We start from the raw sequence: 13,904 nt of genomic DNA, 5'->3' as shown, positions 1-13,904 counted from the left end.
GAGCGCCGGGCGCTCCGTTCAGCGCAGCGTGATCGGGATCGTCACCGGCCCGTCGTTGACCAGGCTGATCTGCATGTCGGCCCCGAACTCGCCACACGCGACCTGCGGGTGCAGCGCGCGTGCGGTCGCCAGCACGCGCTCGTAGAGCCGCCGCCCGAGCGCTGCCGGTGCGGCGCCCGTGAAGCTCGGCCGGTTGCCGGCCGAGAGATCGGCGGCCAGCGTGAACTGGCTGACGATCAACAGGCCGCCGCACACATCGACGACGCTGCGATTCATCTTGCCCTGATCGTCCGAGAAGATGCGCAGCTTCAGCAGCTTGTGGACGAGCCTGTCGGCGATCGCGTCGCTGTCGTCCGGTTCGGCGCAGACCAGCACCAGCAAGCCTTGGTCGATCGCGCCACGCACAGCGCCTGCGATGCTGACCTGCGCGCGGCTGACACGCTGAACGACCGCGATCATCGATCTGCAGCCTCGTCGAACTGCGCTTCGACATCCGACGGCAGCAGCTGGATCGACGCGCGCAGCCCCGGCACCTCGCTCATCAGCGCCTGCTCGACATCGGTGCGCAGCGCCGCCGCGCGGCCGAGCGTCCAGCTCGCGGGCATGTGCATGTGCAGGTCGACGAAGCGACGCTGCCCGGCACGGCGCGTCACGAGGTGGTCGAAGCGGATCGTGGGATGCGCGAACTGCGCCAGCGTGCGATCGATCTGCGCGCGCACGTCGGGCTCGACAGCGCTGTCCATCAGGCCCTCGACCGAACGCCACGCGAGGTGCGCGCCCTCGCGCAGGATGTTCAGTGCGACGCCGATCGCGAGCACCGGATCGAGCCAGATCCAGCCTGTCATCTGCACCAGCGCGAGCCCGGCGACGACACCGGCGGAGGTCCAGACATCGGTGTACAGGTGGCGCGCATCGGCCTCGAGCGCGATCGATCGGTGCGCGCGCGACGCGACCATCATGCGATGCGCGAGCAGCCCGTTGATCGCCGAACTCGCCACCGCCAGCGCGAGGCCCCAGCCGAGCGATGCAAGCGGCTGCGGGTTCGCGAAACGATGCACCGCGGCCCAGATGATTCCGGCCGCCGCGGCGGCGATCAGCAGGCCCTCGAAGCCGCTCGAGAAGTACTCGGCCTTGGTGTGGCCGGACGGGTGATCCGCGTCGGCCGGGCGCTGCGCGATCGTGACCATCAGCAGCGCGAACAGCGCCGACGCAAGGTTCACGAATGATTCCATCGCGTCGGACAGCAGACCCACCGAGTCGGTGATCCACCAGGCGGCCGTCTTCATCGCGATCGTCGCGACGGCCGCCGCGATCGACAGCTTCAGGAGGGTCTTGACCTGCACGCGCCGCTAGGCGGGCTGGCGCTCGATGCGCTTCAGCTCCTCGCCGAGAAACTGGCTTGCGAGCATCGTCTTGCCGTCGGCGAACTTCACGTGGTAGGGCTCGCCGCTCATGCTGGACTTGCTGGCAATGCGCTCGATGAACTCGCGCGCCGTGGTGATCTCACGGCCCATCGCCTCGAGCTTGCCGCGCAGGAACCTGGCCGCATCGGCGGCGTCGTACTCCGAGCCGTTGCGGATGAACGTCATGTCCTTGCGCGATTCGACCGCATGGATCAGCCGGTCGATCCGCGATTGCTCCTGGGGCGGCGGCGCCGCCGCCGCGCCGATCGCGATCAGAGACGCGAGACCCGCGAGAAAGCATCTGCGAAACATGTGGATCACTCCAGCGTCACCCGCGCGAACTTGCGCTTGCCCACCTGTACGACATAGATTCCGGCGCCGAGTTTCAAGCCGCGGTCGCCGACGACCGCACCGTCGACCCGAACCCCGCCGCCGTCGACCAGGCGCAGCGCCTCACTCGTCGATGGCGCAAGGTTAGCCTGTTTCAGCACGGCGCCGATGCCCAGCGGGGCGCCGGCAAGCGTCACGGCGTCGATCACGTCCGGTACGCCGCCGCGGGCGCGGTGGTTGAAGTCGAGCTCGGCCGCTTCGGCGGCAGCGGCGCTGTGGAAGCGGGTCGTGATCTCCTTGGCCAGCAGGACCTTCACTTCCTTCGGGTTGCGTCCGCCCGCGATTTCCTGCTTGAAGCGCGCAATCTCGGCCTCGGGCCGAAAGCTCAGCAAAGTGAAGAACTTCCACATCAGCGTGTCGCTGATCGACAGCAGCTTGGCGAACATGTCGTTCGGCGGCTCGGTGATCGCGATGTAGTTGCCCTTGCTCTTCGACATCTTCTCGACGCCGTCCAGCCCCTCGAGCAGCGGCATCGTCAGGATGCACTGCGGCTCCTGGCCGTATTCGCTCTGCAGCGCGCGCCCGACCAGCAGGTTGAACTTCTGGTCGGTGCCGCCGAGCTCGAGGTCGGACCGGAGCGCCACCGAGTCGTAGCCCTGCATCAGCGGGTACAGGAACTCGTGCACGCTGATCGGCGTGCCGGCCTTGAAGCGATCGTGGAAGTCGTTGCGCTCCATCATCCGCGCGACCGTGTAGCGCGACGCGAGCTGGATCATGCCGCGCGCGCCGAGCCGGTCGCTCCATTCGGAGTTGTAGCGAACCTCGGCGCGATCGATGTCGAGCACGAGGCTGATCTGGTCGAAGTAGGTCTTCGCATTGGCCTCGATCTGCTCGCGCGTCAGCGGCGGGCGGGTCGTGTTGCGGCCCGACGGGTCGCCGATCATCGATGTGAAGTCGCCGATCAGCGGAATCACCGTGTGGCCCAGATCCTGGAGCTGGCGCAGCTTGTTGAACACAACCGTGTGGCCGAGGTGCAGATCGGGCGCGGTCGGGTCCAGGCCGAACTTGATCCGAAGTGGCACGCCGGTTGCTTCTGACCGGGCAAGCTTGGCCAGCCAGTCGGCCTGCGGCAGCAGTTCGTCGCAGCCCCTCAGCGAGATCGCCATCGCCTCGCGCACCCGATCTGTCACCGGGTGCGCCGGGCCCGCCGGGGCGGAAGCTGAAGCTTGACTGGAAGGCTGGGACATACGGGGCTTTTACGGGGATTGGCGCGGGGCCGGGTCGGTATACTTCGCGGCTTCTCGTGGGCCCGCCTGGCCGGGTTCGCGAAGCTTGCGAACCAGACGCGATGTCGGTGTCTGCCCAGAGGCGAGCGCCCCGGATTCTAGTAGAGGCCCTTCGGGGTGTTAGGGATAAAAGATCGAAGTGCGCGGCCACGCTGCCGCCACTCGCACCAGAGCGTCGAACGCTCCTGAACCGAATTGAAATCGCTGGACTTTCTCGATCGCGCCGTGGCTGCGGCCGCCGCGCGCACGGGTCGCTTTGTGTCCGCCCACCCGCGCAGCCTGTCGGCGGCGGTGATGTTCGGCCTGGCCGGATTCGGCGTCACCGCGTTCGGTATCGCGCCGATGGCGCCCGACGCCGCTGACATTCCGAAACGTCTCGTGACCGAAACCGTCGCTCCCGACGGAATCCAGTCGCAGCTCGACGCGTTGGCGGAACACGAACTGCAGCTCTACCGGACCGACCTGAGCCGCTCGAGCGACACGGCCGACAGCCTGCTGAAGCGCCTGAACGTCAGCGACGCCGACGCCGCGCAGTTCCTGCGCACCGACCCGACCGCGCGCAAGCTGCTCGAGGGCCGCGGCGGCAAGATGGTTCGCGTGCAGACCGACGCGAACGGCGCGCTGACCGAGCTGATCGCGCGTTACGCGCCGGCCAACCCGGAGCAGCTCGGCACCCACTTCACGCGGCTGAGCATCAAGCGCATCGCCGGCAAGCTGCTCGCGATCCTCGAGACCGCGCCGCTGGCCGCGCAGGTGCGCATGGGCAGCGGCACGATCCGCTCGTCGCTGTTCGCGGCGACCGACGAGGCGCGCATCCCCGACAACGTCGCGACCCAGCTCGCCGACGTGTTCTCGACCGATCTCGATTTTCACCGCCAGCTGCAGAAGGGCGACACCTTCTCGGTGCTGTACGAGGCGCTGACCGCCGACGGCGAGCCGATCACCTGGGGCCCGACGAACGCCGGCCGCGTGCTCGCCGCCGATTTCGTCAACGGCGGTCGCACCTACTCGGCCGTCTGGTTCAAGGATGCGAACGGCAAGGGCAGCTACTTCGGCTTCGACGGGCAGAGCAAGCGCCGCGCATTCCTCGCCAGCCCGATGGAGTTCTCGCGGGTGACTTCGGGCTTCGCGATGCGCATGCACCCGATCCTGAACAGCTGGAAGCAGCACAAGGGCGTCGACTACGGCGCACCGACCGGCACCGCGATCCGCACGGTCGGCGACGGCACGGTCGATTTCGCCGGCTGGCAGAACGGCTACGGCAACGTCGTCGAGATCCGCCACAGCGCGCAGCGCTCGACCTTGTACGCGCACATGAGCCGCATCGATGTGAAGCCCGGCGCGCATGTCGAACAGGGCCAGCGCATCGGCGCGGTCGGCTCGACCGGCTGGGCCACCGGGCCGCATCTGCATTTCGAGGTCAAGGTCGGGGGCGTGCAGCAAGACCCGATGATCATGGCGAAGACGTCGGAGTCGGTGCCGCTCGCGCCGGCGCAGAAGGCCGAGTTCGCGCAGCTGGCGCGCAGCCTGCAGAGCCAGCTCGAGGTCGCCGATTCGGTCGCACAATCGGGCGCCTACGCGGAGTAGGCGAAGCGCGAGCGCATTGCGCAAAGCGACGATCGAAGGGCCCGCATGCGCGGGCCTTCTCTTTTTCAGACGGTCACAATCGGGCGATGACTGAGCTCTACCTCGGATTGATGTCCGGCACCTCGCTCGATGGCGTCGACGGCGTGCTGGTGGATTTCGACGCGCCTGGGGCGCAGCTGCTGCGTGTCGTCGCGCACGCGCATCGACCCTTCACATCGGGGCTCGCGCACGAGCTGCTGGCGCTGAACGCGCCGGGCGAGAGCGAGCTGCACCGCGCCGCGCTCGCGGGCAACGCGCTCGTGCGCGTCTATGCGGAAGTCGTCGACACCCTGCTCGCCGCGAGCGGCGCCTCACGCGGGCAGGTGCGGGCGATCGGCGCGCACGGCCAGACCGTTCGACACCGCCCGCGCGAGTTCGACGGTCTGGGCTACACGGTGCAGCTGAACAACCCGGCGCTGCTCGCCGAGCTGACCGGCATCGACGTGATCGCCGACCTGCGCAGCCGCGACGTCGCCGCCGGCGGCCAGGGGGCGCCGCTGGTGCCGGCGTTTCATTGCGCGATGTTCGGCCGGCCCGACGCGACGATCGCCGTGCTCAACCTCGGCGGTATCGGCAACCTGACGGCCCTGCACGCCGATGGTTCGACGGTCGGCTTCGATTGCGGACCGGGCAATGCGTTGATGGACCACTGGTGCCGCGTGCACACCGGGCAGCCCTGCGATGCGGACGGCGCCTGGGCCGCATCCGGCCAGGTGATCGATCCGTTGCTCACGTCGATGCGCGCCGAACCGTATTTCGCGTTGTCGCCGCCCAAGAGCACGGGCCGCGATCTGTTCAACGCTGCGTGGCTGCAGGCGCAGCTCGCGCGCTGCGCGCCGTCGCCGCAGCCGGTCGACGTGCAGGCGACGCTCACCGAACTCACCGCAGCGACCTGCGCGGCCGACGCGCTCGCGCACGCACCCGGCGCGCGCGAACTGCTGGTCTGCGGCGGCGGCGCGTTCAACGCCGAGCTGATGCGCAGGCTCGCTGCACGCCTGCCCGGCATCGACGTGCTGCCGACCAGCGCGCGCGGGCTGCCGGCCGATCAGGTCGAGGGCTGCGCATTCGCATGGCTGGCGCGCGCGTTCATGCGGCGCGAACCGGCGAATCTTCCGAGCGTCACCGGCGCGGCGGGCCCGCGCGTGCTCGGCGCGCTGTATCCGTCGCATTGAAGAAACGCAAAAGCCGCCCGAAGGCGGCTTGAGGATTGAAGCGAAGAGGCGACAGCCTAGGCCGAGAAGCTCGAGCCGCAGCCGCAGGTCGTCGTCGCGTTCGGGTTCTTGATCACGAACTGGGCGCCCTGCAGGTCGTCCTTGTAATCGATCTCGGCGCCGGCCAGGTACTGCAGGCTCATCGCGTCGATCAACAGCGTGACGCCGTTCTTGCTCATCTGCGTGTCGTCGTCGTTGACGATCTCGTCGAACGTGAAACCGTACTGGAAGCCGGAGCAACCGCCACCCTGCACGAACACGCGCAGCTTCAGTTCGGGGTTGCCCTCTTCGTCGACCAGTTCCTTGACCTTGTTGGCGGCGCTGTCGGTGAAGACCAGCGGCACCGGCGGCTCGTCCATCGCGGCGAGCGATTGGAGGTTGTCAGTCTGGACTTTTTCAGCGATAGCGCTCATGCGGAACTCCTGCGGCAATGTGCCGATGCGCTCGATTATCCCGGATTCGACGCGGCGAGTTTGAGACCGGGCTTCTCTGCGGCACCGATCGGCCGCAGTTCACCATCAATGGTGGCGCCCGGGTGCATTTCAAGCACCTCGTATCGCACGTCGCCGACGATCACCGCCTTCGGCTGCAGCTCGAGCAGTTCGCTCGAGCGGACCGGCCCGGTGACCGACCCGTTGATGATCACGTGCCCGCCCGAGACCTTGCCCGTGACGCGGGCTTTCTCGCTGATCACGAGGATGCTCGAAGCATCGCCGGCAGCGGTCACGTCACCAAGCACCTCGCCGTCGATGCGCAAGCCTTCGGTGAAACGCAGCTCGCCGTGGATCACGGTGCCCTCGCCGACCAGCGTGCGGATGGGCGGTTGGTTCTTTTTGCCGAACATGGGAGGCTCTCCAACGTGTCAGCCTGTATCGGCCGTTTTTCGCGCCACTTAAGGCTTGATGGTCAGGCTGGCTCTCAGCGCGCCGCTCAGGTCGGTCACCCTGACCGAGACGGTTTTTACCATGGCCTGCGGTACATGATCGATCATTCCTTCGACGCGCAGATATTGTTTCAATTGCAGCGTCCGCGGACCGTCGGGCGGCGTGAAGCTCCACGGTTTGCCATCGAGCAAACCCGCCAGCGTGACCTCGTAGCGGCCCCTGAATTCGGGCGGCGTCTTGCCGGCCTGCATCATGAGCAGTTGAAAGCGCAGGTGGCCGGGCGACATGGGCTCGGCCTGCAGCCCGCGGATCGCCAAGCCCTCGCCCGCCCCGGCCGGCAGCAGGCGCTCGAAGAAGCCGAGGTCGCTCTTGATCGCGAGGCTCTCGGCCTCGGCGAGCCGGAGTTGCTGGGCGAGCTTGTCCTGCACCGCCTTCTCGGCCTTCAGCAGGCTTTCGGCGGTGTTGGCGATCGAGATCGCCTTCTCACGTTCGCCGCGCAGTTGCGCGACCTCGACGCGCAGCCGTTGCAGTTCGTCGGCCGAGTTGCGCTCGAGCCCGGCGATGGTCTTGCCGATTTCGAACGCCCACAGTGCCAGCGCGGCCGAGAAGCCGAACATCAGCGCGATCACCGCCCAGCGCAGCGGCCATGGCAGGTGGCTGCGCACGATCATGCGCGGCGCGCTGATCGACAGGCGGCGGCGCAGCAGCTTGAAACGCATCTCCGGGTCCGGCTTCTCGTCAAGGAGGCGCGATTGTAGAAGCGCCACAAAACACAAAAGCCACCCGAAGGTGGCTTGGCGTTGGGGGCGGCCGCGGGCCCAGCGCCGGGCCGCTCCCAAGCGGGCCCGCATCCCCTCGGGGGATCGGCCGACGTACCCGTCGGCCGAGGGGTGCCAGTTACCGCTTGCTGAACTGCTTGCGACGGCGCGCGCCGTGCAGACCGACCTTCTTGCGCTCGACCTCGCGCGCGTCACGCGTCACGAAACCGGCGTGCTTGAGCGGCGGCTTCAGCGTTTCGTCGTAGTCGATCAGCGCACGCGTGATGCCGTGGCGCACCGCGCCGGCCTGGCCCGATTCGCCACCACCGCGCACATTGACCTTGACGTCGAACGCGGCGTCGTTCGACGTCAGCACCAGCGGCTGACGCACGACCATGATGGAGGTCTGGCGGCCGAAATACTCGTCGACGGTCTTGCCGTTGACGATGATCTGGCCGGTGCCCTTCTTGATGAAGACGCGTGCCACCGATGACTTGCGGCGGCCGGTTCCGTAGTTCCAAATTCCGATCATTGCTGCCGCTCCTTAGATGTCCAGCACTTTGGGCTGCTGGGCAGTGTGCGGATGCGAGGCACCGGCGTACACCTTCAGCTTCTTCACCATCGCGTAGCCCAGCGGACCCTTTGGCAGCATGCCCTTGACGGCCTTCTCGATCGCGCGAGTCGGATGCTTGGCCTGCATGTCCTTGAACTTGGTCGCGTGGATACCGCCCGGGTAGCCCGAGTGCCGGTAGTAGACCTTGTCGTTGGCCTTGTTGCCGGTGACGCGGATCTTGTCGGCGTTGACGATGACGATGAAATCGCCGGTGTCGACGTGAGGCGTGTAGATGGCCTTGTGTTTGCCGCGCAAGCGGAGGGCGACTTCACTGGCCACCCTTCCGAGAACCTTATCGGTCGCGTCAATCACAAACCACTCATGCGTCACTTCGGCCGGTTTGGCGCTGAAGGTTTTCATGGTTGATTGGTTGGTTTGTCAGCCCCTGCAATGTATGCAACGCGCTCGGTTCCGCTTCTGTCGGGGACTCTCGCACGCCTCTTTCCCACGGGGCAAATCTCGGGAAAGCCTGCAACTATAGCAGAGCCGGCCCTTTCTCACTCTGGTGCGGTGCAACAATTCGGGAGTCCCGCCTAGCCGAATGCCGTAGACTGGGGTTAACCCGAATCTCCGGGAGACCTTCGCAATGAGCACCTCCGACCGACCTACTCCCTCACTCGACGCACCGCATGCAGCTGCCGGCAAGACCGGCCCGAGCTGGAGCTGGGTGCCAATTCGCTCGCTGGGCCCACGCCATCGAGAGCGCATCACGGCCCACTTGCTGGCCCTGGAAGTGAACGACCGCTATCTGCGATTCGGTTATGCAGCCACGGATGCGCAGATCTCAAAGTACGTCGACATGCTCGATTTCGAGCAGGACGAGGTGTTCGGCATTTTCAGCCGCCGCCTCGAGCTGATCGCGATGGCCCATCTGGCGCACTCGGTCGTCGCACCGAAGAAGGATGCCCCGGCGATGTCCGAATTCGGCGTCTCGGTGCTGCCGCACGCACGCAACCGCGGCTTCGGGCGGCGCTTGTTCGAGCATGCCATGCTGCATGCGCGCAACCGCGGCGTCGAAACGCTGCTGATCCACGCGCTCAGCGAAAACACCGCCATGTTGCGGATCGCGCGCAACGCCGGTGCGACGGTCGTGCGCGAAGGCTCCGAATCCGATGCCTGGCTGAAGCTGCCGCCCGACAGCTTCGCATCGCACATCGACGAGCTGGTCGAGCAACAGGCCGCGGAGCTCGACTACCGGCTCAAGGTCCACGCCCGCCAGGTCGGCGGGTTGCTGGACGCCATCACCGAAGTCAAGGCCTCGCTGAACAAGGCCACGCACGTCGCGGAAGAGTGACACTGCGGCGTGCATTCCGCACAGCGCAGGCGCGCGCGCCGGCGCGATCCGCCCACCCGAAGAAACAGAAGGTTACCGATCCAGTCACATCCGGTACAGTGCGTGATCGGGGCCGTCGCATCGACCTGGCCCCGGCTCTCTGAACCGCACTGTCCGACCATGCAAGTGCTCCCGTGGATCATTGCACTCGTTGCCCTGGGGCTGCTGGCCGTCGTGCTCGGCGTCTGGGCGCTGAAGAGCACGCCGAAGAAATCGGCCGAGCTGCCGACCGAGTGGGCGCTCGCGCCGCGGCCGGTCTTCTCGACCGACGAACGCCGCGTCTACCGCCTGCTGCGTGAAGCGCTGCCGCATCACATCGTGTTGTCGAAGCTGCCGCTGGTGCGCTTCTGCCAGCCGACCGATCCGAACGAGGTGCGTTTCTGGTTCGACCTGCTTGGCACCAGCCACGTGACCTTTGCGGTCTGCAGCGCGAACGGCCGCGTGCTCGCCGCGATCGATCTCGACACCGACCGCGGCAACTCGCGCCGCGTGATGCAGATCAAGCAGTCGGTGCTCAGCGCCTGCCGCGTGCGTTACCTGCGCTGCCCGGTCGATCAGTTGCCGTCGGTCGCCGAGCTGCAGCTGCTGGTGCCGAGCGCCAGTTCGCCGGCGCGCGGTCCGCAGCCGGCCTCGGCGCCGCCGGCCAACCTGCATCAGGCGCGCGACTCGCTGTCGACCACCGTCGCGACGCGCCGCGCCGAGCGCACCGCGCTCTGGCAAGACTCGACCGTGTTCCAGGATTCGTTCTTCGCGCCCGATTCGCGCGACGGCTTCAGCAGCAGCGAATTCGCGCCGCTGCCGAGCGCGAAGCCTTCGCGTCGCACCAGCACGCGCAGCGGCGAGCCCTCCAGCTTCGGCGGTCTCGACGACCGGGGCGCGAGCAGCGATGAGCCGAACGACGGCGCGGGCGGCGGTGTCGTCGTCGACACACCACGCTTCTCGAGCGGCTCGCGCCGCTGACCATCCCCCAACGGCCCCGGGGGTCGGCGCGTACGATGCGCGCATGACATCACCCACCGAGGCCTTTCCCGCCGGATCGCCGGCAGCGGACGCCGACGCCCCGTTCGCCGGCCTCGATCCCGATACCGTTCTCGACGCGCTCGACGCCGTCGGGCTGCGCGGCGATGGCCGGCTGCTGCAGCTCAACTCGTACGAGAACCGCGTCTTCCAGGTCTTCCTTGAGGACGGGCGTGTCATCGTGACCAAGTTCTACCGGCCGGGGCGCTGGAGCGATGCGCAGATCCTCGAAGAGCATGGGTTCGCGAACGAGCTCGCGGCGAACGAGATTCCGGTCGCCGCGGTATGGCCACTTGCGATCGACGCGGCGTCGCGCCATGCCGATCGCGTGTCAAGGCTCGGGGCGACGCTTGCGCAGCTCCAGACGCGTTCGGGCGCCTACCGCTTCAGCGTCAGCGCCCGCCTGGCCGGGCGCGCGCCCGAGCTCGAGAACGAGGGCACGCTCGAATGGATTGGCCGCTTCGTCGGGCGCATGCACGCGGTCGGCGTGCACAAGCCGTTCGAGTTTCGCCAGACCCTGGACGTGCAGACCTTCGGCTTCGACAACCGCGACTGGCTGCTCGCCCAGCGCATCATTCCGCCGGACGCCGAGCCCGGTTGGCGCCAGACCGCCGACGAAGCGCTCGCCGCGGTCAGGCAGGCCTTTGACGAAGGCGCAGCAGCGCGCACTTTGCGGCTGCACGGCGACTGCCATCTGGGCAACGTGCTGTGGGCTGCCGATGGTCCGCACTTCGTCGATCTCGACGACGCCGTCACCGGCCCGGCGACGCAGGATCTGTGGATGCTGCTCTCGGGTGACCGCGCGGCGATGACGCGCCAGCTGTCGGCCGTGCTCGAAGGCTACGAAGCCTTCATGGACTTCGACTGGCGCGAGCTGCGGCTGATCGAACCGCTGCGCACCTTGCGCATCATTCACCACAGCGCCTGGATCGCGCGGCGCTGGAACGACCCGGCGTTCCCCATCGCGTTCCCTTGGTTCGAGAGCCCGAAGTACTGGGCCGAGCAGACGACGCGGCTGCGTCAGCAGATCGACGCGATGGCCGAGCCGCCGCTCGGCAGCCTCGGCTGATCAGGCCACGAGCAGGGCGTTGACGCGCTTCACATAGGCGGCCGGATCCTCCAGCTGCCCGCCCTCGGCGAGCAGTGCCTGGTCGAACAGGATGTTCGCCAGGTCGTCGAAATGCGCGCTGCCGTCGAGGCGTTTGACCAGCGCATGCTCGGCATTGACCTCCAGCGTCGGCAGCGACTTGGGCGCGCTCTGGCCGGCCTGCTTCAACAGGCGCGCGAGGTGCCCGCTCATGTCGCCTTCCTCGACGACCAGGCAGGCCGGCGAATCGACCAGCCGGGTCGTCACGCGCACATCCTTCGCGCGCTCCTTCAGCACCTCCTTCAGCCGATCGAGCACCGGCTTGAAGGCGGTCGCGGCCTCTTCGGCCTGCTTCTTCTCGGCCTCGTCCTGCAGCTTGCCGAGATCGACGCTGCCCTTCGCGACGCTTTGCAGCGCCTTGCCGTCGAACTCGTACAGGTGGCTCAGCATCCACTCGTCGACGCGGTCGATCAGCAGCAGCACCTCGATGCCCTTCTTGCGGAAGATCTCGAGTTGCGGGCTGCTCTTCGCGGCGGCCAGGCTGTCGGCAGTGATGTAGTAGATGGCCTCCTGGCCTTCCTTCATGCGGCCGAGGTAGTCGGTCAGCGAGACGCCTTCGTCGGCATGCGTCGAGGCAAAGCGCAGCAGCTTCACGAGCCGCTCCTGGTTCGCGTGGTCCTCGCCGACGCCTTCCTTCAGCACGACGCCGAAGTCCTTCCAGAACGCCGCGTACTTGGCCTTCTCGGCCTCGTCTTCGCTGTCGGCCAGGCCTTCGAGCATGCTCAGCACGCGCTTGGTCGAGCCTTCGCGGATCGCCTTCACGTCGCGGCTTTCCTGCAGCAGCTCGCGGCTCACGTTCAGCGGCAGGTCGGCGCTGTCGATGATGCCCTTGACGAAGCGCAGGTAGACCGGCATCAGCGCCTCGGCGTCGTCCATGATGAAGACGCGCTTGACGTAGAGCTTGACGCCGCCGCGCTTGTCGCGGTTCCACAGGTCGAACGGCGCCTTGGCCGGCACGTACAGCAGCTGCGTGTACTCGCTGCGACCCTCGACGCGGTTGTGCGTGTAGGCCAGCGGCGCCTCGCTGTCGTAGCTGATCTGCTTGTAGAACTCGGTGTACTGCTCGGGCGTGATCTCGCTCTTGCTGCGTGTCCAGAGTGCGGCGGCCTTGTTGACCGGCGCCCACTCGTCCTTCAGCACCTGCTTGCCGGCCTCGGCGTCCCACTCTTCCTTGCGCATCAGGATCGGCAGCGAGATGTGGTCGGAGTACTTGCCGATGATCGACTTGAGCTTCCAGCCGTTCAGGAACTCGTCTTCGCCGTCGCGCAGGTGCAAGGTCACGCTGGTGCCGCGCGCGGCGCGCGTCAGCGGCTCGATCTCGAACTCTCCGCTGCCTTCGGAACTCCAGCGCACGCCTTCGTCGGCCGGCAGACCGGCGCGGCGCGACTCGACCGTGATCCGATCGGCGACGATGAAGCCGCTGTAGAAGCCGACGCCGAACTGGCCGATCAGCTGCGCGTCCTTCTTCTGCTCGCCCTCGAGCGCGGCGACGAACTCGCGCGTGCCGCTCTTCGCGATCGTGCCCAGGTTCGCGACCGCTTCCTCGGCCGACAGGCCGATGCCGTTGTCGGTGATCGTGATCGTCTTCGCGTCGGCGTCGAACGCGACGCGCACGTCGAGGTTCGGCGCGTCCTCGAGCAGGCCCGGGTGGTTCAGCGCTTCGAAGCGCAGCTTGTCGCAGGCATCGGAGGCGTTCGAGACCAGCTCGCGCAGGAAAATTTCCTTGTTCGAGTACAGCGAGTGGGTGACGAGGTGCAGGATCTGCTTGACCTCGGCCTGGAATGAGAGCGTCTGTTTGTCCATGATTCTTCGCGGATGCTGCCCGGGCGACACCATGCCGCCGGCAAACGCGGGATTTTGGGCCATGGACGGCCGATTTCAAGACGCCGGCGGCCCGACCGCGCCGCGCGCCGCTGTCAAGCGGGTTCGGGCAGCAGCTCGAACGTTCCCTTCTGCTGCGCCCAGGTGTCGTGCCCGGAGCCGAACCCGACCATCTTCCCCTGCGCGAGGTTCAGTGCCACCGTCAGCGTGTAGCCGCCCGCCGAGGCGTACGAGACGACGACGACGTCGTCGCTGATCGGTGCCACCGCGCCGAACTTCTCGCGATGCAGTTTCGTCGGCTCCTTGCCGTCGACGCTGCGCCAGACGACGCTGCCATCGTCGTTGAACGTGTGCTCGAAGGTCTGCCCGGCGACCGGTCCGTCGGCAAAGCGCCAGCGGATCGTGCGGCCCAGCAAGGTGGTTCGTTCGGATCGGTCGGTGGTCATCGTTCGGCTCCTGTCGCCTGTCGCGCGCA

The 13,904-nt window shown here is 67.3% G+C and carries 16 protein-coding genes; 5 read left to right on the top strand and 11 right to left on the bottom strand.

Annotation, left to right across the window (positions count from 1 at the left end; translation table 11 throughout):
• Positions 1 to 18 precede the first annotated feature (18 nt).
• The 4 genes from dtd to tyrS are packed head-to-tail and all read right to left on the bottom strand — an operon-like array spanning position 19 to position 2,980.
• Positions 19 to 459: a D-aminoacyl-tRNA deacylase gene (dtd, locus tag AC1DTW_RS17010; RefSeq protein WP_477982463.1), complete on the bottom strand. Its 441-nt coding sequence runs from the start codon at positions 457 to 459 to the stop codon at positions 19 to 21.
• Positions 456 to 1,343, bottom strand: a complete 888-nt coding sequence (locus AC1DTW_RS17005; protein ID WP_477982462.1) for a cation diffusion facilitator family transporter — start codon at positions 1,341 to 1,343, stop codon at positions 456 to 458. Before AC1DTW_RS17005 ends, dtd begins: the two co-directional genes overlap by 4 nt.
• 6 nt (positions 1,344 to 1,349) lie before the next feature.
• Positions 1,350 to 1,715, bottom strand: coding sequence for a DUF5329 family protein (locus tag AC1DTW_RS17000; protein WP_477982461.1), 366 nt, complete (start codon positions 1,713 to 1,715; stop codon positions 1,350 to 1,352).
• Between the two features lie 5 nt (positions 1,716 to 1,720).
• Positions 1,721 to 2,980, bottom strand: a complete 1,260-nt coding sequence (gene tyrS, locus AC1DTW_RS16995; protein WP_477982460.1) for a tyrosine--tRNA ligase — start codon at positions 2,978 to 2,980, stop codon at positions 1,721 to 1,723.
• 234 nt (positions 2,981 to 3,214) lie between these two features.
• Between tyrS and AC1DTW_RS16990 the strand changes: the two genes are divergently transcribed.
• Positions 3,215 to 4,606, top strand: a complete 1,392-nt coding sequence (locus tag AC1DTW_RS16990) for a M23 family metallopeptidase (RefSeq protein WP_477982459.1) — start codon at positions 3,215 to 3,217, stop codon at positions 4,604 to 4,606.
• An 86-nt stretch (positions 4,607 to 4,692) separates the two neighbouring features.
• Positions 4,693 to 5,817 (top strand): anhydro-N-acetylmuramic acid kinase, encoded by a 1,125-nt coding sequence (locus AC1DTW_RS16985; RefSeq protein WP_477982458.1) that lies wholly within the window; start codon positions 4,693 to 4,695, stop codon positions 5,815 to 5,817.
• A 56-nt stretch (positions 5,818 to 5,873) separates the two neighbouring features.
• On the opposite strand, the gene erpA is transcribed toward AC1DTW_RS16985, so the two are convergent.
• Genes erpA through rplM form a run of 5 tightly spaced genes read right to left on the bottom strand, consistent with a single transcriptional unit; the run spans position 5,874 to position 8,471 of the window.
• Positions 5,874 to 6,269 carry an iron-sulfur cluster insertion protein ErpA gene (gene erpA / locus AC1DTW_RS16980; protein ID WP_477982456.1) on the bottom strand — a complete coding sequence of 132 codons (396 nt, stop codon included), beginning with the start codon at positions 6,267 to 6,269 and terminating at the stop codon, positions 5,874 to 5,876.
• 35 nt (positions 6,270 to 6,304) lie between these two features.
• Positions 6,305 to 6,700, bottom strand: a complete 396-nt coding sequence (locus AC1DTW_RS16975) for a bactofilin family protein (RefSeq protein WP_477982455.1) — start codon at positions 6,698 to 6,700, stop codon at positions 6,305 to 6,307.
• Between the two features lie 48 nt (positions 6,701 to 6,748).
• Positions 6,749 to 7,591, bottom strand: coding sequence for a DUF6776 family protein (locus AC1DTW_RS16970; protein ID WP_477982453.1), 843 nt, complete (start codon positions 7,589 to 7,591; stop codon positions 6,749 to 6,751).
• A gap of 46 nt (positions 7,592 to 7,637) precedes the next feature.
• Positions 7,638 to 8,030 (bottom strand): 30S ribosomal protein S9, encoded by a 393-nt coding sequence (gene rpsI / locus AC1DTW_RS16965; RefSeq protein WP_477982452.1) that lies wholly within the window; start codon positions 8,028 to 8,030, stop codon positions 7,638 to 7,640.
• Between the two features lie 12 nt (positions 8,031 to 8,042).
• The gene (rplM, locus tag AC1DTW_RS16960; protein WP_477982451.1) at positions 8,043 to 8,471 is read right to left on the bottom strand and encodes a 50S ribosomal protein L13; all 429 of its coding nucleotides are present in this window, start codon (positions 8,469 to 8,471) and stop codon (positions 8,043 to 8,045) included.
• A gap of 226 nt (positions 8,472 to 8,697) precedes the next feature.
• On the opposite strand from rplM, the gene AC1DTW_RS16955 reads away from it, so the two are divergent.
• The 3 genes from AC1DTW_RS16955 to AC1DTW_RS16945 all read left to right on the top strand — a co-directional run bounded on the left by AC1DTW_RS16955 (position 8,698) and on the right by AC1DTW_RS16945 (position 11,530).
• Positions 8,698 to 9,405 (top strand): GNAT family N-acetyltransferase, encoded by a 708-nt coding sequence (locus AC1DTW_RS16955; protein ID WP_477982450.1) that lies wholly within the window; start codon positions 8,698 to 8,700, stop codon positions 9,403 to 9,405.
• Between the two features lie 159 nt (positions 9,406 to 9,564).
• Positions 9,565 to 10,404 (top strand): DUF2726 domain-containing protein, encoded by an 840-nt coding sequence (locus AC1DTW_RS16950; RefSeq protein WP_477982448.1) that lies wholly within the window; start codon positions 9,565 to 9,567, stop codon positions 10,402 to 10,404.
• A 43-nt stretch (positions 10,405 to 10,447) separates the two neighbouring features.
• Positions 10,448 to 11,530 carry a serine/threonine protein kinase gene (locus AC1DTW_RS16945; protein ID WP_477982447.1) on the top strand — a complete coding sequence of 361 codons (1,083 nt, stop codon included), beginning with the start codon at positions 10,448 to 10,450 and terminating at the stop codon, positions 11,528 to 11,530.
• On the opposite strand, the gene htpG is transcribed toward AC1DTW_RS16945, so the two are convergent.
• Positions 11,531 to 13,411, bottom strand: coding sequence for a molecular chaperone HtpG (htpG, locus tag AC1DTW_RS16940; RefSeq protein WP_477982445.1), 1,881 nt, complete (start codon positions 13,409 to 13,411; stop codon positions 11,531 to 11,533).
• Between the two features lie 113 nt (positions 13,412 to 13,524).
• Positions 13,525 to 13,875 (bottom strand): hypothetical protein, encoded by a 351-nt coding sequence (locus tag AC1DTW_RS16935; protein WP_477982444.1) that lies wholly within the window; start codon positions 13,873 to 13,875, stop codon positions 13,525 to 13,527.
• Positions 13,876 to 13,904 lie beyond the last annotated feature (29 nt).

Source organism: Rhizobacter sp. P5_A1 (assembly GCF_056400745.1).
This window is presented reverse-complemented; position numbering and strand designations above follow the sequence as displayed.